This is a genomic window from Canicola haemoglobinophilus (genome assembly GCF_002015075.1).
Classification (GTDB): domain Bacteria; phylum Pseudomonadota; class Gammaproteobacteria; order Enterobacterales; family Pasteurellaceae; genus Canicola; species Canicola haemoglobinophilus.
The window spans coordinates 22,374-49,257 of record NZ_MUXZ01000012.1; the positions used below are offsets into that span (position 1 = coordinate 22,374).

A 26,884-nucleotide genomic window follows, 5' to 3' on the forward strand; every position below is an offset into this window, starting at 1 on the left:
GCGGTCGAAATTACAATATTTTTTATTCAAATAACTACTTTATAAGTTACTTTCTACAAGGGGTAAACAATGACAGAACAAGTTCAAGAACTAGACTTAAATGGCGAAATGCTAGTACGCCGTGAAAAATTAGCCGCATTAAGAGCGAAAGGTAATGCCTTCCCAAATACATTCCGCCGCGATGCTTTAGCGCATGACTTACATACCAAATATGATGAAGCTGATGGCGAAAACCTAAAAGCACAAGAAGTTGAAGTAAAAGTAGCTGGTCGTATTATGACTCGCCGCATTATGGGTAAAGCTACTTTTATCACCTTACAAGATATGAGCGGCCGTATTCAACTTTATGTGGCTCGTGATAACTTGGCTGAAGGGGTTTATGCTGATGATGTTGGTAACTGGGACTTAGGCGATATTATTGGCATTAAAGGGACTTTATTTAAAACCAAAACCAATGAATTAACTGTTCGTGCCACAGAAGTCCAATTATTAACCAAAGCATTACGTCCACTGCCTGATAAATTCCATGGATTGAGCGATCAAGAAACTCGTTATCGTCAACGCTACTTAGATTTAATTTCTAACGAAGATTCACGCCGCAATTTTATTATTCGTTCCAAAGTCATTGCTGGAATTCGTGAATATTTCATTTCTAAAGGCTTTATGGAAGTTGAAACACCAATGCTACAAATTATCCCAGGTGGTGCTTCTGCTCGTCCATTTATTACTCATCACAATGCCTTAGATGTGGATATGTATCTACGTATCGCACCAGAACTTTATTTAAAACGTTTAGTTGTTGGTGGTTTTGAGCGTGTATTTGAATTAAACCGCAACTTCCGCAATGAAGGGGTTTCCATTCGCCACAATCCAGAGTTCACTATGCTTGAATACTACCAAGCCTATGCGGACTACCATGATTTAATGGACAATACCGAAGAACTTTTACGCAAATTAGCTCTCGATATTTTAGGCACCACTATTGTTCCTTATGGCGATTTAGAATTTGATTTTGGCAAACCATTTGAACGCATTACGATGCATGATGCGATCTTAAAATATGGTGCAGATAAAGGCATTGTCAAAGAAGATTTATATGACTTTGATCGTGCAGTTGCTGTCGCACAAAAATTAGGTATTGAAGTACAAAAATCATGGGGATTAGGCAGCTTAGTGAACGTGATTTTTGAAGAAGTAGCTGAACATCATTTAATCCAACCAACCTTCTTAATGGCACATCCAGCAGAAATTTCACCATTAGCACGCCGCAATGATGAAAATCCTGAAGTTACTGACCGTTTTGAATTATTTATCGGCGGACGTGAAATCGGTAACGGTTTCTCAGAATTAAACGATGCAGAAGATCAAAATGAACGTTTTGATGCACAAGTTGCAGCAAAAGAAGCTGGCGATGATGAAGCTATGTTCAAAGATGAAGATTTTGTTACCGCTCTTGAACATGGTTTACCACCAACAGCTGGTGAAGGTTTAGGTATTGACCGTTTAGCCATGTTATTTGCGAATGCGGCATCAATTCGTGATGTAATTTTATTCCCTGCGATGAAACAGAAGTAATCGCGCTTAAATGACATAAATATTTAAAGAGCTGATTGATATTAAATCAATCAGCTCTTTTAGTTTTTCTTCTTAAAACAATCACTCATCATTATGAGCCTTCATGAATTATCCACTAACTCTAAACCAAAATGCCGATAAGTTCTTGATGTAGCAATTCTGCCTCTTGGAGTACGCTGTAAAAAACCTTGTTGAATTAAATAAGGTTCCAGCACATCTTCAATTGTATCCCGCTCTTCGCCAATTGCTGCAGCGAGATTATCCAAACCAACAGGACCACCATCAAAACGATCAATAATTGCTTGTAATAGTTTGCGATCCATAAAATCAAATCCAGCATGATCAACATCAAGCATTTTCAAGGCTTCTTGTGCAATAAGTGCGGTAATTTTCCCGCCATTTTTGACGTCAGCATAATCTCGAACACGACGCAATAAACGATTGGCAATACGTGGCGTTCCTCTTGATCGACACGCAATTTCTTGTGCTGCATCAGGATCAATTTCAAGCTGTAAACAGACCGCACTTCTAGTGACTATAGAGGTTAAATCTTGCACTGAATAGAACTCTAAACGTTGCACAATACCAAAACGATCTCGTAGTGGAGAAGTTAGTGATCCAGCTCTCGTAGTTGCCCCAATCAACGTAAAGGGTGGTAAATCAAGTTTTATGGAGCGTGCTGCTGGGCCTTCGCCAATCATAATATCTAATTGATAATCTTCCATAGCTGGATAAAGTACTTCTTCAATCGCAGGAGATAAGCGATGAATTTCATCAATAAATAGCACATCATGAGGTTCAAGATTAGTAAGCATCGCTGCCAAGTCACCCGCTTTTTCTAAAACAGGTCCTGAAGTAGTACGAATATTTACGCCCATTTCATTGGCAACAATATTGGCTAATGTGGTTTTTCCTAAGCCTGGAGGTCCAAAAATAAGCAAATGATCAAGGGCATCTTGGCGTAATTTTGCTGCTTGAATAAAAATCTCCATTTGCTCTCTGACTTGTGGTTGACCAACATAATCGCTCAATAATTTAGGGCGAATTGCACGATCAATATATTCATCGTCTAATTTTGCATTGGCACTTACAATGCGATCTACTTCAATCATTCTCTATCTCTTATAATGCGGCTTTCAAGGCTTCACGAATAAGTTGCTCACTGGTTAGTTCTGGTTTTAAAACTTTTTTGACCATTTTTTCTGCTTCTGTAGGTTTATATCCCAAAGCAACTAAAGCAGAAATAGCGTCCTCTAATTGTAAATTTTGTTCTAATTTCGGGCGTTCAGGTGCCGGCAAATGAGAACTTTCAATAAAGAAATCTGTTTGTTGTAATCCTTTAAATTTACCTTTTAACTCTACTAACAAACGTTCGGCAGTCTTTTTCCCTACGCCCGGAATTTTTACTAATTTAGATAATTCTTCTTGTTCAATTGCGTATGCAAATTCATTCACTGACATAGCTGACAAAATAGCTAACGCTAATTTAGGCCCAACACCATTAGTTTTGATCAGTTCACGAAATAAAGTGCGGTCTTGTTTGTGGCTAAATCCAAATAATAGATGTGCATCTTCACGCACTACAAGATGAGTAAATAAAGTGATTTCTTGCTCGACTTCAGGCAAATTATAAAAGCTTGTCATAGGGAGCAGTAATTCATATCCGACCCCTTGCACATCAAGTAAAATTTCTGGTGGCTGTTTTTCAACTAATATGCCCTTTAAACGCCCAATCATAACTAATATCTCCACCTCAAAAACAAAGTCATAAGCATAAAATAAAACTGGATAAATATCCAGTTTTATTTAAAATCTATTTCTGTAGCTGCAACATTAAATCAAACCATTCGATAAAACGTTGATTTATTTCGGTGATATGTGATTTATCCAATGTTGTTTGTGAGAATACTCTTTGCCAATAAGGATCGGGAGGAATATTGCGATCCCATTGTTTTTTACCCAATACAAGTCCTGATAACAATGTTGAGCAAGCAGATAAATCAATTTCCTCTTCTGATTTCCAAGATTTATTTTTATTCAGTAAAGCAAGATAGTCATTAAAAGATTTCATTGGCATGAGTAACAATTGACTTTGTCCTTGTAAATAAGCTTCAACATAACTTTGTAATTGTTGATAAGCCTTTTCCTTTTCAATTTTTTCAAAAGTAATTTGCTTATCTAATCCATAATGTAGCGGTTGTGCAAAATTATCTTGTGTTGTAGCTTGCATTAAATAATGTAACCAGCTTTGAATGATGTCTTTTATTTTGACTGTTGCAACTCGCCAAGTCACACGAGACATTTCATTGGTAAATAAATTACTAATATTTCCAACTAAACGAACTTTCCCATATTTTGTTTCTACTGTTAAATCTGCAAGCTGCTGCTGTGCTTGTTGTGTTAAATAGGGCGAAATCGATAGTTTAAGTGCACTGATGTCATTTTTTACTTGTTGTTGATAAATTTCTGCAAAAGCACCTCTTGGCATAACCCCTTTAATTTTCAGTTGCTCAAAAAAAGTATCCCATTCTTGCTCAGAAAAATAGATTAGCTCATCTTTGATTTTGTATAAATCCAGATTATCCAAAGCAAAATTTTCAGTTTCAGCAATACTATCCTCATTGGAACGTAAGAATACACGCAATTTTTGCTCGAAAAAATATTGCACAGGATCCTGAATAAAAGAGATAAGATCATTTAAGAAAATCGTCTTCTCGACCTCTTGCTCATTTAAAGGTTGAAGAAAATTAGTGAGTTCTTTATCAATCTGATTATTCGCCAAGGCTAACCATTGTTTAGCAAAAGTGCGGTCTTTTTTGGTAAAGTTTTCTCGACTAAATGCGGTCATGCTATGTTGCTGAATGAGCGCTTGTTTTAGTTCCTTCTGTTTTTTTAAATCAGCCGTTGGCTCAATATTTTCAACTAAATAATCTAAGAATTGTTTTACTAATACAGAAGGCTCTCGCTCGCTATCATCTATAATAGAACGTCCAACATAGCTGATATAAAGGTAATCTTGTGCCGAAGTCAATGCTTCTAAAAAGAGATAACGATCGTCTTCACGGCGGAAACGGTCGCCTTTTTTACGATGATATTGCATTAAATCGAAACTATTTGGCGTTTGCTGGCGAGGATAGTCGCTCTCATTCATACCCAACAAACAAACTACTTTGAACGGAATCGAACGCATTGGCAAAAGAGTACAAAAATTAACTTTTCCAACCAAAAATTTCAAGCTATGTGGAGCATCCTGTAAACGCTCAGCAAAAACAGTATAAATAACCTCCGCACTTATATCTTGCTGGAAATGAATACCTTGTAGTAGCTCACTTAGTTGCTGAATATTCTCTTTTAAATAAGCCAATGTCGTCTGAGTTTTGGCATCAATATTTGAGCCTTGTGTGTTAAAAAATAAATCAACTAATTCAAATAGATGCAATTCCCATTGCTCAATATTGTGATTTGTCTGTAGTATTTGTTGCCAACGATATAAAGCATCAATGAACTCACTTAAATAACCAACAATTTGTCCTTTTAAACCATAACTGTTGTCAAAGCCAAGGCTATCTTGCCAAATGCCGTTTTCTTCTCTCATCGCAAAGCCTAACAACATTCTTTCTAAACCAGCTTGCCAAGCATTATAATTTTGTTGAGCTTGTTGAAAATATTTTTCTAAACCAAAACGAATCCCTGAATTCTCTACCCAATGACGGATTTGAGATAAATCGTCAAACTCAATATTAAAACTATGACGAATTGCTGGCACATCTAAAAAGGCTAAAACCTCTTCGGCGCTAAATACACTTTCTTTTAGGTTCAATAATTTTAGGAATGATGACACTAAAATATCGCTTTCTGACAACTTATTATCAGAAATAGCGTAAGGGATATAATGTTCCCCTTGGCTAAAGACAGCTTGAATATAAGGTGTGTATTTATCAATGTCAGCCACCATTACTACAATATCTTTCGGCGTTAACTTTGGATCTTGATTAAATAAATGTAACAAATAATCTTGTAATGCCTGAACTTCCCGCATTGGGCTATAACAAGAATGGAAAGTCAAAGAGCGGTCATTTTCTAATTTATTTAGCGGGCTCGCTTTCGAAGGAACTAAATTTAGAATGCGAGATTGCACTTGTGATAGCAATGTTTGCTCAGATAAATCCACATAAGCATTAATTTCATTTGCTTCGAGTTCTGTGAGTAAATATAAGTAATCTCTCCCTAATTTTCCCCAAGAGGAAAGTAGAGGATTGCCTACCTGTAATTTTTCATCATGAAGATGCTCAACATGATTTTGCTCCAATGCTTGAACTTGTTCATTTGAAAGCCAAGTCCGTACGGTATCTTGTTGTAAAGTACTATTCCAAAGTATGCGTTCTCTAACGCGCAATCTTTGCCAATGCTGATGATCAATAATATCTCCCCAATATTCACCACAAGGATTAGTGCAAAACAAATGTATATCACAATATTGGCTTAAGGCTTTTAACACATCTAAATAAGTTTTTGGCAAAGCTGAAATACCAAAAACAAAAATTCTACTTGGTAAATTTTTGGGCTTCTCTTTGCTTAGTTTTTGTAAAAATTGTAAATGTAGATGAGCACGATGATAAATTTTTTCTTGATAAGCTTGTTGAACAGACTGAACTAATGCACGCCACAAAATACCTTGCCAAGTAACATGCTGTTCTACTTGCTCGAATAAAGAATTTGATGTCTCAAATTTTTTCTGTTGAGACTTAATTTGTTCTTTGATCTCAATATCTTTCCCCTGCTCCCAATGAATAATCCATTCTGGACGGTAAACTAAATATTGGTCAAATAAGTCCGCTATTTTGTAAGCTAAATGATAATACCTTTGTTGTTCCGATTGATGTCCTTGTAAATACTGCTGAAGAGGCTTGAATTCTGGTTGCTCTAAATGTAGAGGAATAATATCCATTAATCGCCATGTCATACTCTCTTTATTAAATTGAGCCTGACTACTTACATGAGAAAGATTATCCACATATTGTTGCCAAATAAAACTTGCAGGCATTGGAAAACGAATATTTGCAGAGATTCCTTTTTTTTCTGCAAGTTGCCATTGTAACCACTGGGCCATCCCAGGACTTTGTACCAAAATAATTTCAGATTGAAAAGGATCAGATAAAGGTTGAGTATCGATTATATACGATAGAATATCTTTCTGAGTTTCTAACTGGTTTGAATAATACAGAGTAAGCACTGGGGATTTTCCTATAATTTTTTTGAAACCAGATTAGGATAACTTTTCAAAATAATTAATCAAGGGATAAATTTATCTGGCGATTAGCATAGCTAACCTCAATCCTGTTAGCATAACAACTAACCTTAAAATACATGCCATTTTGTTTTACTGATTGGCATTGTCTTGTTGGCTCTAAAAATAAACGCTGATGTTGGTTCTCAGCAATTTGTAAAGCTTGATAATCTAAATAAATTCCCACCGCACTTTTTCTCTGTTGGCTAGCCCATTGATTTATCCATAAAAATAATGTGGAAAAAATACCCATGGTAACTAACAAGCTTACTAAGCTCATACCTTTTTGATGATTATTGTAAAGGGTTAAAATCATACCAACTTTTCTCCGCAACCTGCCAATAGCTATAAGATCTCACGAGCTCTCTCACTGTGACTGAACGATAAGTAATAGTAATCGAAGGCTCAACCATCAACTTTCCTCCTGTAATCACAGCACCGCTAATTTTTCCTTTCCCTTTCAATTTCAAATGCCCTTTGGCAAGAATAATCGCATTAATATTGCCATTTAACTCCCATTCTGCCATATCATCATCGAACCAATAAAGGTAGTTAGATTTATCTTTAGGTAAAGGGCTAGATGGAAGGGTTAACTTATTCTGGAAAAATTCGAACTCATCCATATTTAAATATTCATTTAATCCCATGACATGAAAAGACTTTCTCGGCTGCCGCTTAAATAAACTCTTTCTTTCACACCAAATAAACTGAGAAGTGCGGTCAATTTTTTGACCATTTTCAAAAACAATATTGATACTCTTTAAATCGTTATCTAGAGATTGTTGCTTACAAATGCTCTCTTTACTTTCTTGGCTTTTCTTCTGCAAAATTAAACTCTGTGTTAAGTAGTGCTTTCTTTGTGCAACAATAGACGAATGCAAAGATAACAAATCATTATCAAACAAGAGTAGAACTAATAAAACAGAACTGAGCAACATCAATAAGGTCAATGTGACTATACCTTTCTTTACTCTCATTTGAATTCATCCTGATTGATAAGGGGAATAATCGCAGAGGTTTCGTATTTAATATGCCTATGTTGTTTTAATTCCCCCTTTAAATAAACCTCTAATCCTCGCTTATTAGCTATCCAATTAAACTGTAATGCAGTAATAGATATTTCACTTTCATCAAGTAAGTCAACCCAACCTCCACTGTTGCAAGCAGGTGGCTGTAAATAGCTTTTGCATTGTTCTTTATCACAATTTATATTCACTGAATTCCGATAAGTTAAGCGTGTTTCAATCATTTGCTTATTTAAGCGGTAACCAAATAATTCACGCTCAATATTGCGTGCGGTATTTTGATTATCTCTCATGCACACATTATTTCTATAAGTTGTACCTATACATCCTGTAGCATCTAGATCATAAAAAAATAGCGCACAACTATTTTCTGTTTCGTGATTAGCTTGCGCAATGACTAAACTGGTACCATTCTCATCTTGCTCGAATAGCTTTAGATTATTTTGCACTAATTTTTCTGAAATGGCCCTGAACCCACTGCGTCGAAGATCTTTACTTAGCAATTGAATTGTTCTTTGTAGTTCTGATTGTAAATATAAACTCTGTAGTATTTGCTTATTTTGTCGCTGGCTATAACTATAAAATGAACTGATGCTAACTAATAACGTTGTTGCTATGCTCAAAGCGATCATTAGACTTAAAAGAGTTTGCCCTCTATATATAAAAACCATTTCTCTATCCATTAACTATCCATTTATACAAGCACTTAAAGATTGGAAATCCTTCATCTTTATACTCCCGACATTAAAAAAAGAGAATAATGTTTGGTTCTTATCAGATTGCAGTACAAAACAAGTTGTGCTGACGGTATTTCTCGTACCATTTAATCTTGTTATTTCTTTTGGATAATAAGACTTACTAATTAGCATCGTTTTATCAGCAAAATAAGGATAGTAAAATTTTGCTGAAGAACCTTTCGAACATTTCATTGGATTTAAACAATCACAAATCTCATCAATCTTTCTTTGTGCAGCTAAACACCAACGATTTTTAGATAAATCTCTGTTAGCCACTAATAGCCAAATATCATTAGAATTTTCTACTCTCGCTTGTACCTCACGTAAGAATATGTAAAGTTTATTTCGCTCTTTTTCTAAAATCATTCTTGCATTTGTTTTTTGCCAAGCAGGTAAAGCAAATGTTACCGTCAAGCTAATTATTAACAAAACAATCAATATTTCTAAAATCGTGAACCCTTTTAATACTTTCATTTTTCTACCATTTTTGACCGCACTTTAACTTAGCTAGGCGAAGAATGAAAAATTAAGTTGTGGAAATTACGATGTAGATCGCAAAAAGAGAATTTAGTCAAAGTAAAATTAAGGAATTTTTGCTCAGTATTTTTAAGTAAAAAAGTAGGAAATACAATTAAAGATGAAAAGCATCTATATTTTTTGTGATTTTGGTGTAAATGGTGGGTCGTGAAGGATTCGAACCTTCGACCAACGGATTAAAAGTCCGCTGCTCTACCGACTGAGCTAACGACCCAAGAATTTGGGATATTATGAATTAAGTGGTGGGTCGTGAAGGATTCGAACCTTCGACCAACGGATTAAAAGTCCGCTGCTCTACCGACTGAGCTAACGACCCAAGAATTTGGGATATTACGAATTAAGTGGTGGGTCGTGAAGGATTCGAACCTTCGACCAACGGATTAAAAGTCCGCTGCTCTACCGACTGAGCTAACGACCCTTGTCGTTCGTAACGAGCGCATATAATACTGTTTTTATTTTAATAATCAATAAAATTTTTTTATTTTTTGTTTGTTTGAATGAATACTCGCCAAAAAAAATTAAAATTAAAACAAATATGGCGATTTAAATGAAAGAGTTGTTGAGAACGTGATAAAAAAACCAGGCATAATGCCCGGTTCAAGAAAATTAGTATGCTAATACAGCACGACGGTTTTTAGAGTAAGCAGCTTCATTATGACCTAACTCAGCTGGTTTTTCTTCACCGTAAGAAAGTGTTGAAAGCTGGCTAGCTTGAACACCATTGTTTGATAAAAAGTTTTTCACCGCATCAGCACGACGTAAACCTAATGCCATGTTGTACTCTGGAGTACCACGTTCATCAGTATAACCTTCAACAACAACTTTAGATGCTGGTGTTGCTTTTAAGTATGCTGAGTGAGCATCTAAAATTTGAGCGTATTCACCTTGTACATCATAGCTATCAAATTTGAAATATACTGTGTTATAACGTTGTTGTAAGTCAGTTACAGAATAACCGCCAAACATTTGAGCATTTTCTGTAGTTGATGTGTTACCAGATGAGCTACAAGCTGCTAATACTGCTGCTGAGCCCGCTACTACTAATAATTTTGCAAAGTTTTTCATTAACTTCTCCTAGTTTTTATTTAAATATGGTGACCAAGCTGGAAATTTAATTTGCCCGTCACTTCCTGGTAGACGCGCTTTAAAACGGCCGTCAGCAGAAACCAATTGTAGCACCTTTCCTAAACCTTGTGTAGAACTATAAATAATCATAATTCCATTAGGCGAAATACTTGGGCTTTCATCTAAAAACGTGGAACTTAACATTTCTGTTGCTCCCGTTGTTAAATCCTTTTTAATAATATTATCGCCAGCAATCATCACTAATGTATTGCCGTCAGCAGATATTTTTCCACTGTAACCGCGACCACTAGAAACTAATGATGCACCACCACCTGATGCGCTCATTCGATAAACTTGTGGTCCACCTGCTCTATCAGAAGTAAAAATGATAGATTGACTATCTGGTGACCAAGATGGTTCGGTATTATTGCCGGCACCACTCGTTAACTGAGAAACTGCCCCACTTCCTAAATTCATAACATAAATATTTAATACACCATCTTTAGAGGAAGCAAATGCTAATCTTGAGCCATCTGGAGAAAACGCTGGTGCACCATTATGCCCAGGGAATGCAGCTGCCACTCGGCGAGCGCCAGAACGTAAATCATGTACAACGAGTTGAGATTTACGATTTTCAAAAGATACATAGGCTAATTTACTACCGTCTGGTGACCAAGCTGGTGACATCAATGGCTGTGAGCTACTATAAACAATAAATTGATTATGTCCATCATAGTCTGCTACACGAACTTGATATGGCTTTGAACCACCATTTTTTTGTACAACATAAGCAATTTTAGTTCTAAAAGCCCCTGGTATTGCCGTTAGTTTTTCAAAAACCTCATCACTTACAGTATGAGCACCCAAGCGAATAGCATTTGCAGGTACTGCATATTGATTTTGACTTAAAACTGTCCCAGCATTTCCAGACGCACCAATGGTGTCAACTAATTGATATGCAATGCTATATCCATTACTACTTGGTGTCACTTGTCCCACAACGATGGCATCAATGCCTAAAGAAGACCATGCTTCAGAATTAACCTCGCTTGCTGTAGTTGGCTGTTGTGGCATTTTACTTACCGCAATAGGATTAAATTTACCACTATTACGTAAATCCGCTGAAATGATATCCGCCACATCAGCAGGCATAGAGCCACTATCATTCCATTTAAATGGCACTATCGCAATAGGGCGAGCACTATCAACCCCTTCATCAATGACAATTCTAACTTCGCTTTCCGCTTGAGCGCTTTGCGTGAGTACACTCAAAAATAGAGTGAATAATGCAGTCAAATATGTAAAAACTTTCATATTAATTTTACCTTTTTAGTTCCTTGAATTATTTTAATTTAAATTCCAATGGGAATTTTTTATATTTTCTATAAATATCATCACTTGGCGCAGCTGGTACTTTTTTCGTTCTAGATACAGCTGATAATCCTGCGGTACAAATATCATCTGGACCAGATAATTTTCTAAAACTAGTGATAGTTCCATCCCTCGCTAATTCTACCTCAACAACACAAACTTTATTAGCAAATCCAGGTTCTTTGAGAAAACGTCGCTGAATTTCCTTTTTGATTTGAGCGGCGTACTGATCCCCTGTATTACCACCTTCTCCTGTTCCTAAGCCAGCACCAATTCCCTCGGAACCTTTTACTGTAGCATTTCCACCAACTTTGGCACTACCACCGCCTATATCGCCACCATTGAGAAAACTATCTAAAGCAGCCTGCTCAGCCTTACGTTTCGCCATATCCGCTTTGGCTTTCGCTTCTTTTTCAGCTTGTATTTTAGCTTCTTTAATTGCTTTCTCCTTAGCCTCTTTTTCTTTGGCCAGTTTCTCAGCCTTTTCTTTAGCTAGCTTTTCAGCCTTCTCTTTCTCTAATTTTTCCGCTTTTTGTTTTGCTTCCGCAGCTGCTTTTGCCTTTTTTTCTTCCTCAGCTTGTTTAGCTAATGCTTGTAAACGCTTAGCCTCTGCTTCAGCTTTCAATTTCGCAGCCTCTGCTGCTTTCTTAGCAGTTGCCTCTTCTAGCTGTTTTTGTTTTTCTAAAGCTTGCTTTTCTAACAGTTCTTGACGAACTTTTTCTTCTTTCAACTTCTGCTCAGCAAGTTTTTTTTGTTCTTGTTGCTCTTTTATTTTTTCTTCAGGTGTCTCTATTTTCTCTTTTTGAATATCTTCTTTTTCAGATTCAATAGGCATTTGTGGTTTATTAGAACTTCCTTTTTTTTGTTCTTGCAAACGACCCCATTCTCTTGCTGCTGAGCCAGTATCAACCATAACTGCAGAGATAACCTCTCCATCACCTTCACCCCCTCCCATAATTTCAACATTATGATAGAGAGAGCCAAGCATCAGTAGAGCAAATAAAATAGCATGCAGAATAACTGATATAAAAATGGCATCAATGCCTTTGTTTTTTCTATGATTACGCACTGCATTACCTACTTATTTTTTAAAGTGGATTAGTCATCAATCCAACAGACTTTATCCCTGCAAGATGAAGTAAATTCAATGCTTTGATCACTTCTTCATAAGGAACATCTTTAGCGCCTCCGACTAAAAATAACGTATTGTTATCTTTATCAAATTCTTGTTTTGAAATCTGAGTCACCATTTCTTCAGTCAATCCTTCTGAGCGCTCGCCAGCAACAGAAAGCGCATACTGACCAATACCAGATACTTCTAAAATAACAGGTGTTTTATCTTCATTAGATACATTTTGACTTTCTACTGCATCAGGGAGCTCAACCTGAACACTTTGACTAATAATTGGAGCTGTTGCCATAAAAATAAGCAACAGAACCAATAACACATCCAAAAAAGGAATAATGTTAATTTCTGACTTAATATCTCGACGTTTACGGCGATAAGACATACATAGCCCCTAAAATTTATGAAAAAAGAACCGCACTTTCATCAATAAGTGCGGAAGAATTTTGAAAAATTAATGATTTTTACCAAATACTTGGCGATGCAAAATTGTCGTAAATTCATCAATGAAATTGCCATAATTTTGCTCTAATTTATTTACTCGTAAACTCAAACGATTATAGGCCATAACTGCAGGAATTGCCGCAAATAAACCAATTGCAGTAGCAATGAGCGCCTCCGCAATACCTGGGGCAACCATTTGCAATGTTGCCTGCTTCGCACCACTTAATGCCATAAACGCATGCATAATTCCCCATACAGTCCCGAATAAACCAATGTATGGGCTGATAGATGCAACTGTAGCTAAAAACGGAACTCTTGTTTCCAAATCCTCAACCTCTCGATTCATTGCTAAGTTCATCGCCCTAGAACTACCTTGTAGAATAGCTTCTGGTGCATCTGGATTAGCCTGTTTTAAACGGCTAAACTCTTTAAATCCAACATAAAAAATTTGCTCGCTACCAGTTAAACCATCTCTACGATTGGAAAGACCTTCATATAGCTTATTTAAGTCTTCTCCAGACCAAAAGCGTTCTTCAAAAAGTGCGCGGTCTTTCAATGCACGAGTTAAAATACGGCTACGTTGAATAATAATTGCCCAAGATATAATCGAAAAAGACATCAAGATTACAATGACAATTTGAACAACAACACTCGCCTTTAGAAATAATTCTAAAAAATTTAATTCAGCGGTCATAACATAACTCCGAAAAATTTATTTGTTTATTTTAAAACCTGCTTTGACTTCCTTAGGTATAGGCACAGGTTTCATTTTTATAAGATCCACAGATGCAACTTTCACAATTGCCTCTGAAAGAATTTCTTTATCACGTTTTAAGATTTGTGAAAACACTATGGATGCGCCTTTAACCGTATCAACACAGGTTTCCACAACTAATAAATCATCTAATTTTGCTGGCACGCAATATTCAATTTGCATTGACTTTACAACAAAAGCAATCTGGTTCTCACTTAATAAGTTTTGTTGCGAAAAGCCCAGTGTCCGTAAATATTCCGTTCTAGCTCGCTCGAAAAAATGAAGATAGCGAGCATGATACACAACGCCACCAGCATCAGTATCCTCATAATAAACACGGACTGGAAATTGAAATATTGACATTACAATCTCACCATAAAATTAATATTCTTTATATATGCTTATTTCTTTACTCACTCAAAGCATAAGCAAGAAAATCTGGCTATTCTAGAGCCACTCTGATTTATTCGCAAGAGCTAAAGTGCGGTTCAAATAAAAAATATTTTGTGAAAAAATAAATCCCATTCATTCATGGGATTATGATTATTCCTTCTTATTTTTAAAATAAGAAATACTTAACCAAAACAAATACTGAGAGAATTTGGGCAAATAAAGGAAGGAAAATTAATTTACCTAGGATTGAGCGCATTTCAAAACCTATTCCATGAATCCATAAAATGGCATTTGACCACATTAATAAGATTATAAAATAGGGTGAAGCTATTCTCAAAGATGTTGAAAATTCAGCTATATTAAAGAAAAAACATAAACTTAAAAATAGCGCTAAGCCAAATGAAAGGGCTCTAAATGAGCCCTTATTAGTAATTTGATACAGTGAGTTAATCATTTACTTACTCGTCAAGCTTACCAGTCTTTTCAAGACCAATAGTAACAATTGCACTTAACATTACAGCGAACAAAACACCCACTACCCATAACACATAAAACATAATCTTATCTCCTTAGTATAATGAGTTTTTGTTTTCTTCAATAAAGTTAGCGTCTAAACGACCAAACATCTTCACATAAGCCCAAATTGTATAAGCTAGTAGAATAACGACAAAGACTAAAGCAAAACCAAGCATTAATGTTAATGTTAATTCACTTGATGTTGAATCCCACATCAATAAACTCATATTTGGGTTAGAAATAGAAGGCATAACAAATGGGAACATTGCAACGCCACAAGTTAAGATAATTCCTGCCATCGTAATTGATGAGAAGAAGAAGGCAAAACCTGAATGATTTGCTTTTGATGCTAAGATATTTAATAACGCACCAATAACAGCTAATGCTGGCAAAATAAATAATACTGGCGCATCAAAATAATTCTTAAACCAAGCACCCACTTCAACTGCAACTGTTTTACCAATAGGATCTGAAGGTGCATTATGATCAATGATACTTGTTAGTACAAATCCTTCTTTGAAATACAACCAAACGCCAGCAAGAATAAAAGTTACTAATGTTGCGAATGCACCAACCTGCGTAATAACACGAGATCTCTCACGTAATTCAGCAGTTGTTTTCATTTGTAACCATGCTGCACCTTGTGTTGTTAACATTGATACGCTAATCAAACCACAAAGGATGGCAAATGGATTTAACAATTCAAAGAACGAGCCTGTGTAATTTACTTGCATTAAGTCATTAAATTCAAATGGAACACCTTGTAATAAATTACCAAATGCTACACCAAATACTAATGATGGAACAAAACCGCCAGCAAATAATCCCCAATCCCAAACTTTACGCCAAGTCGGATTATCAATTTTAGCGCGATATTCAAACCCTACTGGGCGGAAGAATAAAGCAGCTAAAACTAAAATCATCGCAATATAAAAACCAGAGAAAGAGGTTGCATAAACAGTAGGCCATGCTGCAAACATAGCACCACCAGCTGTTAATAACCAAACCTGATTTCCATCCCAATGCGGTGCAATTGAGTTGATCATAATACGTTTCTCAACTTCTTTTTTACCAGCGAAAGGTAATAAGTTAAGAACGCCCATATCAAATCCGTCTGTTACTGCAAAACCGATAAGCAATACACCGACTAAGATCCACCAAATAAAACGTAGAAATTCATAATCAATCATAGTTAGGCTCCTGCTTATTTAGATGATTGTTCAAAATAATAGCGACCAGTTTTCAATGAGCTTGGACCTAAGCGACCATATTTGAACATTAAATACATTTCTACTACGAGGAAGATTGTATAGAGTGCACAAATTAGGCCAATAGATAACCAAAGATCACTTGTAGCCAAGTTAGATGCAGCAACGCCTACAGGTAAAACATCATAAATAGCCCATGGTTGACGTCCATATTCAGCAAGGAACCAACCACTTTCTATTGCGATCCAAGGAAGTGGAATACCCCATAATAATGCTTTCAGTAACAATGGACTACGACCTACAGTCTTACGCATATTTTGTACAAATGCTGCAATTATTAGAACTAAAATTAGACCGCCAGCAGCCATCATTACACGGAATGACCAGAAAGTTGGTGCTACATTTGGAATAGTATCTGCCGCTGCTTGTTTGATTTGTGCTTCATTAGCATCAACAACCGCATCTGTATAACGTTTAAGTAATAAGCCAAATCCTAAATCATTTTTAACTGCATTAAATTTTGCTTTAGTTTCTTCAGAAACTTGACCATTAGCCTTCTTCTCAGCTTTTAACTCTTGTAATAAACCATAAGCAACCATACCGTTACGTACTCGTTGCTCATTACGTGCTTGAAGATCAACTAACCCTTCAAACTGTTTATCTAATGAGCGAGTTACGATAATCCCTGCCGCATATGGAATTTGTAAAGCAAAATCATTTTTCTGTTCAGCTTGATTAGGAACCACGATCATATTCCAAGCAGCTGGTGCTGGTTGTGTATGCCATTCACCTTCCATTGCTGCTAGTTTTACAGGTTGTGTTTGACCAATTTCATAACCTGATTCATCACCCATGATTAATACTGAAACAGTCGCAATAATACCGAAAACTGACGCAATAGAGAAAGAACGTTTTGCAAATCCAATATCACGACCTTTTAGAATATAGTAAGAACTAATCGCTAATACAAAAAATGCACTTGCAACATATCCAGCTGATAAAGTATGTAAGAATTTACTTTGAGCGACTGGATTTAACCAAAGATCCATGAAACTGGTCATTTCCATTCGCATTGTTTCAAAATTAAATTCAGATGCAACTGGATTTTGCATCCAACCATTCGCAACTAAAATCCACATAGCTGAGAAATTTGAACCGAAAGCAACACAGTAAGTTGCTAATAAATGTTTAGCTTTTGATAAACGATTCCAGCCAAAGAAGAATAAACCAACAAATGTTGATTCTAAGAAAAATGCAAGTAATGCTTCGATAGCAAGAGGTGCCCCAAAGATATCACCAACATAATGAGAATAATATGACCAGTTAGTACCGAACTGGAATTCCATTATGATACCAGTTGTTACCCCTAAAGCAAAATTAATACCAAATAATTTACCCCAGAACTTAGTCATATCCTTGTACACTTCTTTGCCAGTAGCCACATATAAAGTTTCCATAATCACAAGGATAAATGATAAACCTAATGTTAGTGGCACAAACAAAAAGTGATATAACGCAGTTAACGCAAACTGCAATCTAGAGAGTTCAACAACGTCTAACATCTCCAACTCCTTGTGCAATGCTACAAGTTCTTCATAATGATTACTATGTAACCACCCCTAAAATACTCAAGTTGAAACCTTAAGCAAATTTAATGAATTATCTTCATAATTATTAATACAACATAAAATTTACATAAATTTCACAGCCAATAATTAAATATTACGCAGATAACTCAAAAACGGTACCAATTCTACTATAAAATGTTATAAGAAAAAACAATAAAAGTGTTATAAAGATCACATTTTTAGATTTAAATCAAAAACAACATTTCTTTAACACTTATTTAAATATTGACAAATATCAAACCGATATATATTTTAACAAATTTTTAACATTCATTTGTTAAAAATAAAATAAAGATCACAAAAGAACCAAAATATTAAGCAATAACTAGACACATCAATCATTTTTTGATAACTTCTTGGAGATTTCCAAAAATACAGAAAACTCCAGAGGCAACCAATGAAGATGATGCTAAACCTCAAGTCAGGAATGATTATTTTAACTGGCATCTTTGCAGGTATGATAACAATTAATGCGCAAGCCAATACATTACCTGAGCAATGTCAAGAATTATTCAAAGAAACAGAAAACCTAATTACTGAAGCAGAAAAACAACTAGGGACCCATATTCAATTAAGCAAAATAAAAAGCAAACTAAACCAAAGCAAACAACAAATTCTTGCGATGGAACGAGACATTCAAATTAAAAGCTGTGATGTGGGTTTAGCTAAGCTCCATACAAAACAACAATAATGAAAAACCTGCTAACATTTAGCAGGTTTTTCATTTCTACTCATTCTTCCAAAACTACTTTGCCAATATAACCTAAATTACGATAACGCTGTGCATAGTCAATACCGTAACCCACAACAAATTCGTCAGGAATTGTAAAACCAACCCATTCAACTGAAACTTCTACTTCTCGGCGAGATGGTTTATCTAATAAAGTACAAATTGCTAAAGAATTAGGCGAACGTAATAATAAAATCTCCCGCACTTTTTCTAGAGTATATCCAGTATCAATAATATCCTCGATAATCAAAACATCTTCATTCTTAATATCACCATCTAAATCTTTAGTTATACGCACATCATGGTTAGTTGTCATTCCACTTCCATAACTAGAAGTTGTCATAAATTCAATTTCAACAGGCAGTTTAATCTCTCTTACTAAATCAGCCATAAACATGAATGAACCACGTAATAAACCTACAACCACTAATTTATTTATGTGTTTATGTTGATAGAATTGTGTGATTTCTCTGCCTAATTCTTGAATACGAGAACGAACATCCTCCTCAGAGATTAAAATATCAACATGATGTTTTTTCATTTTCATTCCTTTTATAAAATTTACTGTCGGCACATTCTAACAAAAAAGCTAGGTTGAAAACATCTGCTTTTATAAACCAAAATAAACTCTACTAAATTGATAAGCTGAAGATTTACATTCTCACAAAAAAATAGAGCGGTTGATTTCCGCTCTATTTTTTGAAAGCTCCAATTTACTAGAATGAATCTTTTAATCTTTCATTCGCACGACGGGCTTCTCCTTTGTGTTGTAATTTATTTAGCTGTCTTTCTAATTTCTCTTCAACTTCATTAATAGCTTTATACATATCGTCTGATTCGCTACTTGCGAACAAATCGCCATAAGGTGTGCCAATTGCAGCCTCAACAGCAAAACCTTGTGGCACTTTATTTAAAATGAAATGCGGATTAATTAATTGAGTTTGCCATTTTCCTAATTTAGCAAGTCTTTCCTCGATGTGTGAACGGATTGCTGGGGTGATTTCCATTTGTTTACTTGTGATGTTTAGAGTCATAGCATTTACCTCTCTTACTTATTGATGAGTATTTCTACTCAGAAAAAAATCCTTAATGACAAAATAGTCCTCTTGATAAGAGTTTTCAAGGTGTTTTTTCACATTTTAGGAAGAAAAATAAAAAACTATGATCTACCTAGCATATTTAGAAAAAAGTACTTTTATTTTTATTTTAGCTTGTTATTATTTCACAGTTTTGAAAGAAAAAAGGTTGGGTATTCGCAATACTCAACCTTTATTTTTTAATAATAGATTTAAGCTACATCATCTTGATCTGCATGAGTTTGTTTTATACGCATAAAATAATCTTTAGTTTCATTAATCACAATATGACGCAAAGCAACTAAAGCAATTAAGTTTGGAAATGCCATTAAACCATTCACAATATCGGCTAAAATCCAAATTATATCTAGTTTAATAAATGTGCCCGATGCAACAAGAAGGATAAAAACCGAACGATAAACTTTAATTGCTTTAACACCGGTAAGATAGACAAAACAACGCTCACCATAATAGCACCATCCCAAAATCGTGGTAAACGCAAAGAATAATAGCCCTACCGTAACAATAGTAGCACCCAATCCAGTTCCTAAGCCCTCAGAAAAAGCATAATTAGTTAAAGCAGCACCAGCCAACTCTTGTGATTGCCATGCCCCAGTCAAAACCAATACGATACCTGTCATAGTACATACAATAATGGTATCTAAAAATGTGCCAGTCATAGAAATTAATCCCTGACGTACAGGTTCTTTTGTTTGTGCTGCTGCAGTGGCAATTGGTGCACTCCCTAACCCTGACTCATTAGAAAAAATTCCTCTTGCAACTCCAGATTGAATGGCTTTTAAAACCGTATATCCTAATGCACCACCTAACGCTGCTTGCGGGTTAAATGCACTATGTACAATCAAGCTAATTGCCGCAGGTACTTGTTGCCAATTCAATACAATAATCACAATAGAAGTCACTACATATAACACTGCCATGAATGGAACAATAATCGATGAAACTGTGGAAATACGTTTAACTCCACCCAAAATAATTAATGCAACAAGTGCGGTAATAATTGTGGCTGTAATTTCAATAGATACATTAAATGTGTCTTGCATTGCATGAGTAATCGCATTGATTTGTGGGAAAGTTCCGATACCAAAAAATGCCACTAATACACCACAAACAGCAAAAAATTTTGCTAGCCATTTAATGCCTAAACCTTGTTCAATATAATACATTGGGCCACCAGCCATAAAGCCTTGTTTATCACGAACACGGTATTTTACTGCTAATAAACATTCGGCATATTTAGTTGCCATGCCAAGCAAAGCCACTAGCCACATCCAAAAAATAGCACCTGGTCCACCAGCCTGTACAGCAGTTGCCACACCCACGATATTACCTGTACCAATAGTTGCAGCTAACGCCGTACAAAGAGCAGCAAAAGCGGATACATCGCCTTTTTTACCCACGCCACGCTCTCGATTAAATAAATAATATAATGCTCGCGGCAAGTGACGAATTTGGATAAATCCTAAACGTAAAGTTAAATAAAGACCGGTACCCGATAAAAGAAGAAGTAAGGGCGGTCCCCAAACAAATGAATTGATAGATGATAAAATTGTCTCTAATGACATAAGAATTCCTCGTAAAATAAAGTCTGTTTACAAGGAGGCGAAAAGTTTTTTGGATAAAAAAAGAAGAAACGCTTATATGATAAGCGTTTATATCCGAAAAGAATCTCTTGCCCCTGTCCTTTTGCCTGAGCGTTTGAAAAGCCGTGAAAAAACCACCGCTCTTTTGCGCCTTCGGCGTCCATTTTGTGCCTTGCACATTGGATCTCTCCAAGGGTTCGTCCAGTAACAGTCCTCGCCATCGCACCTGAAAGATTTTACCTCGTCGGTTTGGGGTCAATTCCCCACTCTCCAGCTACCTTCATCCGAACTACACTTTCATCAAAATGAAAGCGGAACAAATTCTAACAAGATAAAATTAAAATCTCAACATCTAGCCTTGTTCTCTCTCCCATTTCTTCGCAATATAGCTACAACTTGGAATTAATTTCAAATGTTGTTGGTTGACCAAATCAACTAACGCCCGATATAACTTATCTGCAACCCCTTGCCCACGCAAACTGTCCGCCACATAAGTATGATTAGCATTAATAGTTTGTGCATCGACAAAATAATAACTCAACTTAGCAATTTTATTTTGCCCCTCATCTAAAAGAAAAAACTCCCCTTCTGTTTCATTTTGCGTATGCTGAATATTCATTGATTAGTCCTCATATTTGGTTAAATTCATCATCAATCAAAAATCCTGTTTCTTGTCCCGGAATAGCCTTTTCTTCCGCTGCCCATTCGCCTAAATCAATTAATTGACAGCGTTTACTACAAAAAGGACGAAATTGATTTTCTACCGACCAAATCACTTCTTTCTGACAGTTTGGACAAGCCACCGTAAATATTTCATTAGTCATTTTATCTCCTTAAATTCTTTATTATTTCAATCTTTTAGCTGTGCTAGATGTAAATAAGTGCGGTGTAATTCTGCGACTTTTTGTTTTAAATTAGCCAAATTTTCTACAAGAGATAAATTATTTTCAATCACATCATCTGCAACACTTAAACGCAATTCACGGCTGACTTGGGCTTGCATAATTTGCTTGATTAACTCAACAGAATTCTTATCCCGTTGACTTGCTCGTAAAATTTGGATCTCAGGCTCTACATCAATAACTAACACGCGATCACATAATTCCATTAAATTATTTTCAATTAACAGAGGAACAACCCAAAGCACATAGGAATAATCAACGGAATGTAATTGCTGTAACATTTTTTCCCTAATGGCTGGATGCAATAAATTATTTAACCACAATTTTTCTTGTTCATTTTGGAAAACTAATTTGCGTAATTCCGCCCGATTTAACTCGCCATTTTCTAACCGCACTTTTTCCCCAAAATGCAAAACAATTTCTTCTAAAAGAGGCGAACCCTTTGCCACAATGTCTCGAGCAACAACATCCGCATCAACAATAGGCACACCAAGTTCAGCAAACAGATCCGCGATCATGCTTTTGCCACTACCAATACCACCTGTTAATCCCACAATGTAAGCCATCTTTTCCCCCTGCAAAAATCAAAGAAGAATATCCCCTCGCAAAGAATTAAGCAAGTATATGATGGTCGCTGACAAACATAAAAATGGAGCAAAGGGGATATAGGTTGTTTTTTTACATGATTTCTGCCAAAAGGCATAAGCTAATCCGCTGATGCAAGCAATAGAAACGAGTAAAGGTAATGTTGTCCAAGAAACAAAACTACCCAATCCTAACATTAACCAATAATCACCACGCCCCAGCGCCTCATAGCGATAGAATAATTTTGCGCATAAATAAAGAAGATAAAAAGTTAAAAAGCCACACAGTCCACTGAGCAACGATTGCTCTAAAGACAATACACTAAATTCTTGATAACTTCCCAATAGACCTAAAATAAACAAGAGTTGGCACAAGGTTGGCGAGATCAATTGATATAACCAATCCACTAAAGCTAGGCAAAAAATCAGATAACCACAAATAGCCAACCACAAGCCTACATAAATATTGTGTTGAGAAAGTAAACACAAATTAGCCCAAAGACCTCCAACTAAAAAATACAGGGAAAAATGACCGCACTTTTTCTGTTGCAAAAGAGATTTAGGCATAAAGTGCGGTGCATTTTCAGGAAAAACCTCACAAAAAGTCACATAAATTTGTTGTTTCAGTCGAAAAGTAAATTGACTAGCATAAAAGTAAATCCATAAGCCACAAAGCCCGCCAAATAAAGTATAAGCAAGATAAATCATTGAATTAAACTTCCCATATTAAAGATAGGTAAATACATTCCCAGCATGATTAAGCCGATAAGCCCACCAATAATTACCATCATTAAAGGCTCTAGCATTTGTGAAAGTAAATCAATTTGATGATCCAATTGCTGTTGCTGATTTGCTGCAATCTGTTGCAAAATCAAAGCCAATTGTCCACTACGTTCACCTACTTGTAACATTTGTTGTGCTTGAATAGAGAAAAGATTGCTGCCCACAGATTGCGAAAAAGGATAGCCTTGCTCAATTCCACGCAAGATCAAACGAACTTCATTGATTAAACTAAGATCACCTTCTATTTTTTTCTGAATATTAATAGCTTTTTGGGGTAGAAAAGAGAGCAAACTATTTTGTAAGGGGATACCAGCGTTAAGCATTAACCCTAGACTACGACAAAAATTTATTGATCTCGAGAGTCGAAGAATTTGATTCAGCACTGGCGTATGAGATAACAACCAATCTTTTTTGCGCTGAAAACTATATGAAGTACGCAAACGTAACTTTATTAGCTGAAAAAATAAAATCAACATAAGTACCATATGCCCAAAATACGACTGCAAAAACGAGGATATATTTAATAATAATTGAGTAAAAACAGGCAGGTTAGATTGATTAGCGCCATACATTTCAGCAAATTGTGGCACGATAAAAATCAATAAAAGTGCGGTCAAAATAAGCGAAATTCCTAGCACTATCATAGGATAAAGGAGAATTTTTTGAATTTTGCGTTGTAATGTTAGGGATTGCTGGCGATGTTCCGCAATTTGTTGGCAAACGGTTGCTAAGTCTCCCGTCATTTCCCCAACAGAAACAAGCTGGCGTTCTTGATAAGAAAAGTATAAACCTAATTTGTTTAGGGATTGGGAAAAAGATAATCCGCTCTCTAGCTCTTTTAAAATATCCCTCAACCACTGATTTAAAGCAATATTGACACAATTTCTGAGTAAAATTTGCAAGCTATCTTTTAACGGAATGGAGGATTGTAGCAACATAGCCAACTGCGTTAATAAACCACAAATTTCCGCACTCTTAGGCTTTGAACTCAGTTGCCACTGTCGTTGTAAAGATACATTAGTCAAACCTTGCTGTAATAGATAATTTTTAGCCGCTTGCTCCGTTTCAATGACCAGCATTCCAGCTTGTTTTTGCTGTAAAAAATTAGTGGCTTTCCATGAAAATAGTTTCAATTTCTGCATATATTCCCTTACTTCGTTAAATAAAAATAAGTTTAACGATACAGAGGGAAAGATTATTTATGGATATGGTTGTTTTACGATCAAGATCGCAAAATGAAAAATAATTACTTGGAAATACTACGAAAAATAACTAAAAGCAGAATTGGAGAAAACGAAAAGGAAGTAAATTAAATCAATATTGACGAAAAAAATTTGAATTGGTGGGCGATACCGGTCTCGAACCAGTGACCCCCTCCTTGTAAGGGAGGTGCTCTCCCAACTGAGCTAATCGCCCGATAGAATTGCCTCTCGGCTATCGGATTTAACTTAAAGTCAAATGGGATATTTGGCTGAAGTGGTGGGCGATACCGGTCTCGAACCAGTGACCCCCTCCTTGTAAGGGAGGTGCTCTCCCAACTGAGCTAATCGCCCACTTGAGCCAGAACTACAACACAAGAACTCTTCAAAATAAGAGTGGTGGGCGATACCGGTCTCGAACCAGTGACCCCCTCCTTGTAAGGGAGGTGCTCTCCCAACTGAGCTAATCGCCCTTGCGTTGTGGAGCTGCATTATAAGAATAATCGGATAACAGTCAATGATTTTTTATGAATTTTTATTTAAATGTCTTAAAAATAAACATAATTTTAATTTTTCCTTATGAAATCAACTAACTCATAGTAGAATAAGCACTATTTTGTGACTGATAAAATAAAGGCAATTTAGATGAAATTAGAAGCTCTTTTTAATTTAGACCCGAATGTCAAAGTTCGTACTCGTTTTGCACCAAGCCCGACCGGTTATTTACATGTTGGCGGCGCAAGGACCGCTCTTTACTCTTGGTTATATGCCAAACATAACCAAGGCGAATTTGTATTGCGTATTGAAGATACTGACTTGGAGCGTTCAACTCCTGAAGCAACAGCAGCTATTTTAGAAGGCATGGAATGGCTTAATTTAGCTTGGGAACATGGTCCCTATTTTCAAACAAAACGCTTTGATCGTTATAATCAAGTTATCGATCAAATGATTGAACAAGGCTTGGCTTACCGTTGCTATTGTACGAAAGAGCGCCTCGAAGAATTACGCCATAGCCAAGAACAAAATAAACAAAAACCTCGTTACGATCGTCATTGTTTACATCACCATGACCAGCCAGCAGATGCACCACATGTAGTGCGTTTCAAAAACCCAACGGAAGGTACGGTTGTTTTTGATGATGCCGTTCGTGGTCGAATTGAAATTAGTAATTCAGAATTAGATGACTTAATCATCCGCCGTACTGATGGTTCTCCAACTTATAATTTCTGTGTGGTTGTCGATGACTGGGATATGGGGATAACGCATGTGGTACGCGGAGAAGATCATATTAATAACACGCCTCGCCAAATCAATATTCTCAAAGCCTTAGGTGCACCAATTCCAACCTATGCTCATGTATCTATGATCAATGGCGATGATGGACAAAAATTATCTAAACGTCATGGTGCAGTAAGTGTTATGCAATATCGTGATGAAGGTTATTTACCTGAGGCGCTAATCAATTACCTTGTTCGTCTAGGCTGGGGACATGGCGATCAAGAAATTTTCAGCCAAGAAGAAATGATCGCGCTTTTTGATATTCATTCTGTTAGCAAATCTGCCAGTGCATTTAACACGGAAAAACTGCAATGGTTAAACCAACATTATATGCGTAGTCTGCCAGTAGAACAGGTTGCAACTCATTTAGCATGGCACATGAATAACCAAGGCATAGATTATAGCAATGGCCCTGATTTAACGGAAATCATTCCAGTTTTAAGTGAGCGCTGTAAAACATTGAAAGAATTAGCCGTTTCAAGCCGTTATTTCTATCAAGATGTTGAAAACTATGATGAAAAAGCAGCTGCTAAAAACTTTAAACCAGAAGCTGTTGAGCCATTAACGAAATTGGCTGAAAAATTGACCGCACTTTCAGACTGGACGGTTGAAAATATTCACGATGCAATGAACCAAACTGCACAAGAACTTGAAATTGGCATGGGCAAAATCGGAATGCCATTCAGATTAGCTGTAACAGGTTCAGGTCAGTCGCCATCAATGGATATTACAGCCAAATTGGTAGGCAAAGATCGCACTCTTGCTAGAATAAATAATGCAATCACATTTATTCAAGCACAAAATGCTTAATATTTAACCTAGCAACAGAATATTTACTATTTCATATTGACAGCTCATGTGGCGGAATTTATCATAACCACCACATTTCTTTTATGGGGATATAGCTCAGTTGGGAGAGCGCTTGAATGGCATTCAAGAGGTCGTCGGTTCGATCCCGATTATCTCCACCAGATTAATAAATCACTGTAGTTTATAGCGGTGCATAAAAGTTCAAAAAGCCTTGTCAAACAAGGCTTTTTTTATTATCTGATGCTTTATGTT

Annotated in this window: 28 protein-coding genes, 7 tRNA genes and 1 riboswitch; of the genes, 4 read left to right on the plus strand and 31 right to left on the minus strand. The window is 36.1% G+C overall.

From position 1 onward, the window contains the following. The first annotated feature begins 69 nt into the window (after positions 1 to 69). Positions 70 to 1,575, plus strand: a complete 1,506-nt coding sequence (gene lysS, locus B0186_RS05105) for a lysine--tRNA ligase (RefSeq protein WP_078218310.1) — start codon at positions 70 to 72, stop codon at positions 1,573 to 1,575. Positions 1,576 to 1,676: 101 nt separating this feature from the next. On the opposite strand, the gene ruvB is transcribed toward lysS, so the two are convergent. From ruvB to B0186_RS05205, 20 genes are all read right to left on the minus strand, one after another. Continuing rightward, on the minus strand, positions 1,677 to 2,687 hold the full coding sequence (gene ruvB / locus B0186_RS05110) for a Holliday junction branch migration DNA helicase RuvB (protein WP_078218311.1): 1,011 nt from the start codon (positions 2,685 to 2,687) through the stop codon (positions 1,677 to 1,679). A gap of 10 nt (positions 2,688 to 2,697) precedes the next feature. After that, entirely contained in the window at positions 2,698 to 3,312 is a 615-nt protein-coding gene (gene ruvA, locus B0186_RS05115) for a Holliday junction branch migration protein RuvA (protein ID WP_078218312.1), read from the minus strand. Between the two features lie 76 nt (positions 3,313 to 3,388). Continuing rightward, positions 3,389 to 6,808, minus strand: a complete 3,420-nt coding sequence (gene recC / locus B0186_RS05120; RefSeq protein WP_078218313.1) for an exodeoxyribonuclease V subunit gamma — start codon at positions 6,806 to 6,808, stop codon at positions 3,389 to 3,391. A 55-nt stretch (positions 6,809 to 6,863) separates the two neighbouring features. Beyond that, positions 6,864 to 7,178 carry a DUF5374 domain-containing protein gene (locus B0186_RS05125; protein ID WP_078218314.1) on the minus strand — a complete coding sequence of 105 codons (315 nt, stop codon included), beginning with the start codon at positions 7,176 to 7,178 and terminating at the stop codon, positions 6,864 to 6,866. Next, positions 7,156 to 7,839 (minus strand): DUF2572 family protein, encoded by a 684-nt coding sequence (locus B0186_RS05130; RefSeq protein ID WP_078218315.1) that lies wholly within the window; start codon positions 7,837 to 7,839, stop codon positions 7,156 to 7,158. Before B0186_RS05130 ends, B0186_RS05125 begins: the two co-directional genes overlap by 23 nt. Then, on the minus strand, positions 7,836 to 8,570 hold the full coding sequence (locus B0186_RS05135) for a PulJ/GspJ family protein (protein ID WP_078218316.1): 735 nt from the start codon (positions 8,568 to 8,570) through the stop codon (positions 7,836 to 7,838). Before B0186_RS05135 ends, B0186_RS05130 begins: the two co-directional genes overlap by 4 nt. Before the next feature lie 3 nt (positions 8,571 to 8,573). Continuing rightward, a complete protein-coding gene (locus tag B0186_RS05140) occupies positions 8,574 to 9,098 on the minus strand; it encodes a prepilin-type N-terminal cleavage/methylation domain-containing protein (RefSeq protein WP_078218317.1) in 525 nt (174 codons plus the stop codon). A 201-nt stretch (positions 9,099 to 9,299) separates the two neighbouring features. Beyond that, positions 9,300 to 9,375, minus strand: a tRNA-Lys gene (locus B0186_RS05145). Positions 9,376 to 9,401: 26 nt separating this feature from the next. Beyond that, a tRNA-Lys gene (locus B0186_RS05150) sits at positions 9,402 to 9,477 on the minus strand. A 26-nt stretch (positions 9,478 to 9,503) separates the two neighbouring features. Next, positions 9,504 to 9,579, minus strand: a tRNA-Lys gene (locus tag B0186_RS05155). A gap of 188 nt (positions 9,580 to 9,767) precedes the next feature. Beyond that, positions 9,768 to 10,226, minus strand: coding sequence for a peptidoglycan-associated lipoprotein Pal (gene pal / locus B0186_RS05160; protein ID WP_078218318.1), 459 nt, complete (start codon positions 10,224 to 10,226; stop codon positions 9,768 to 9,770). 9 nt (positions 10,227 to 10,235) lie between these two features. Further along, a complete protein-coding gene (gene tolB, locus B0186_RS05165) occupies positions 10,236 to 11,540 on the minus strand; it encodes a Tol-Pal system beta propeller repeat protein TolB (RefSeq protein WP_078218319.1) in 1,305 nt (434 codons plus the stop codon). A 28-nt stretch (positions 11,541 to 11,568) separates the two neighbouring features. Then, positions 11,569 to 12,666, minus strand: coding sequence for a cell envelope integrity protein TolA (gene tolA / locus B0186_RS05170; RefSeq protein WP_078218320.1), 1,098 nt, complete (start codon positions 12,664 to 12,666; stop codon positions 11,569 to 11,571). Positions 12,667 to 12,685: 19 nt separating this feature from the next. Continuing rightward, complete coding sequence (gene tolR / locus B0186_RS05175; protein WP_078218321.1) at positions 12,686 to 13,108, minus strand: colicin uptake protein TolR; 423 nt, start codon at positions 13,106 to 13,108, stop codon at positions 12,686 to 12,688. Between the two features lie 69 nt (positions 13,109 to 13,177). Next, complete coding sequence (gene tolQ, locus B0186_RS05180) at positions 13,178 to 13,861, minus strand: protein TolQ (RefSeq protein ID WP_078218322.1); 684 nt, start codon at positions 13,859 to 13,861, stop codon at positions 13,178 to 13,180. 18 nt (positions 13,862 to 13,879) lie between these two features. Continuing rightward, on the minus strand, positions 13,880 to 14,284 hold the full coding sequence (gene ybgC / locus B0186_RS05185) for a tol-pal system-associated acyl-CoA thioesterase (protein ID WP_078218323.1): 405 nt from the start codon (positions 14,282 to 14,284) through the stop codon (positions 13,880 to 13,882). A 196-nt stretch (positions 14,285 to 14,480) separates the two neighbouring features. After that, positions 14,481 to 14,768, minus strand: a complete 288-nt coding sequence (locus B0186_RS05190; RefSeq protein ID WP_078218324.1) for a cyd operon YbgE family protein — start codon at positions 14,766 to 14,768, stop codon at positions 14,481 to 14,483. Positions 14,769 to 14,772: 4 nt separating this feature from the next. Next, positions 14,773 to 14,871: a cytochrome bd oxidase small subunit, CydX/CbdX family gene (locus B0186_RS05195; protein WP_078218325.1), complete on the minus strand. Its 99-nt coding sequence runs from the start codon at positions 14,869 to 14,871 to the stop codon at positions 14,773 to 14,775. A 12-nt stretch (positions 14,872 to 14,883) separates the two neighbouring features. Continuing rightward, a complete protein-coding gene (gene cydB, locus B0186_RS05200) occupies positions 14,884 to 16,020 on the minus strand; it encodes a cytochrome d ubiquinol oxidase subunit II (protein WP_078218326.1) in 1,137 nt (378 codons plus the stop codon). Positions 16,021 to 16,034: 14 nt separating this feature from the next. Further along, positions 16,035 to 17,600: a cytochrome ubiquinol oxidase subunit I gene (locus B0186_RS05205; protein WP_078218327.1), complete on the minus strand. Its 1,566-nt coding sequence runs from the start codon at positions 17,598 to 17,600 to the stop codon at positions 16,035 to 16,037. 493 nt (positions 17,601 to 18,093) lie between these two features. On the opposite strand from B0186_RS05205, the gene B0186_RS05210 reads away from it, so the two are divergent. Next, entirely contained in the window at positions 18,094 to 18,357 is a 264-nt protein-coding gene (locus B0186_RS05210) for a DUF5339 domain-containing protein (protein WP_235817184.1), read from the plus strand. A gap of 40 nt (positions 18,358 to 18,397) precedes the next feature. Here the strand turns inward: B0186_RS05210 and hpt are convergent, their stop codons facing one another. The 11 genes from hpt to B0186_RS05265 all read right to left on the minus strand — a co-directional run bounded on the left by hpt (position 18,398) and on the right by B0186_RS05265 (position 25,017). After that, positions 18,398 to 18,937 (minus strand): hypoxanthine phosphoribosyltransferase, encoded by a 540-nt coding sequence (gene hpt, locus B0186_RS05215; protein WP_078218329.1) that lies wholly within the window; start codon positions 18,935 to 18,937, stop codon positions 18,398 to 18,400. A 175-nt stretch (positions 18,938 to 19,112) separates the two neighbouring features. Beyond that, complete coding sequence (gene raiA, locus B0186_RS05220; protein WP_078218330.1) at positions 19,113 to 19,430, minus strand: ribosome-associated translation inhibitor RaiA; 318 nt, start codon at positions 19,428 to 19,430, stop codon at positions 19,113 to 19,115. Positions 19,431 to 19,684: 254 nt separating this feature from the next. Further along, entirely contained in the window at positions 19,685 to 21,058 is a 1,374-nt protein-coding gene (locus B0186_RS05225) for an alanine/glycine:cation symporter family protein (protein WP_078218331.1), read from the minus strand. A 103-nt stretch (positions 21,059 to 21,161) separates the two neighbouring features. Further along, a riboswitch (glycine riboswitch) is annotated at positions 21,162 to 21,279 on the minus strand. A 149-nt stretch (positions 21,280 to 21,428) separates the two neighbouring features. Beyond that, entirely contained in the window at positions 21,429 to 21,695 is a 267-nt protein-coding gene (locus tag B0186_RS05230) for a GNAT family N-acetyltransferase (RefSeq protein ID WP_078218332.1), read from the minus strand. Between the two features lie 10 nt (positions 21,696 to 21,705). Continuing rightward, positions 21,706 to 21,900, minus strand: a complete 195-nt coding sequence (yacG, locus tag B0186_RS05235) for a DNA gyrase inhibitor YacG (RefSeq protein ID WP_078218333.1) — start codon at positions 21,898 to 21,900, stop codon at positions 21,706 to 21,708. 26 nt (positions 21,901 to 21,926) lie between these two features. Then, a complete protein-coding gene (coaE, locus tag B0186_RS05240; RefSeq protein ID WP_078218334.1) occupies positions 21,927 to 22,544 on the minus strand; it encodes a dephospho-CoA kinase in 618 nt (205 codons plus the stop codon). 18 nt (positions 22,545 to 22,562) lie between these two features. After that, a complete protein-coding gene (locus B0186_RS05245) occupies positions 22,563 to 23,270 on the minus strand; it encodes a prepilin peptidase (RefSeq protein WP_078218335.1) in 708 nt (235 codons plus the stop codon). Further along, positions 23,267 to 24,487 (minus strand): type II secretion system F family protein, encoded by a 1,221-nt coding sequence (locus tag B0186_RS05250; protein ID WP_078218336.1) that lies wholly within the window; start codon positions 24,485 to 24,487, stop codon positions 23,267 to 23,269. Before B0186_RS05250 ends, B0186_RS05245 begins: the two co-directional genes overlap by 4 nt. Before the next feature lie 198 nt (positions 24,488 to 24,685). Beyond that, positions 24,686 to 24,761, minus strand: a tRNA-Val gene (locus B0186_RS05255). A 61-nt stretch (positions 24,762 to 24,822) separates the two neighbouring features. Further along, positions 24,823 to 24,898: transfer RNA gene (locus B0186_RS05260), tRNA-Val, on the minus strand. A 43-nt stretch (positions 24,899 to 24,941) separates the two neighbouring features. After that, positions 24,942 to 25,017, minus strand: a tRNA-Val gene (locus B0186_RS05265). A 172-nt stretch (positions 25,018 to 25,189) separates the two neighbouring features. On the opposite strand from B0186_RS05265, the gene gltX reads away from it, so the two are divergent. Both gltX and B0186_RS05275 read left to right on the plus strand, forming a co-directional pair. Then, positions 25,190 to 26,632, plus strand: a complete 1,443-nt coding sequence (gene gltX, locus B0186_RS05270) for a glutamate--tRNA ligase (RefSeq protein ID WP_078218337.1) — start codon at positions 25,190 to 25,192, stop codon at positions 26,630 to 26,632. Between the two features lie 85 nt (positions 26,633 to 26,717). After that, positions 26,718 to 26,793, plus strand: a tRNA-Ala gene (locus B0186_RS05275). The last annotated feature ends 91 nt before the right edge of the window (positions 26,794 to 26,884 follow it).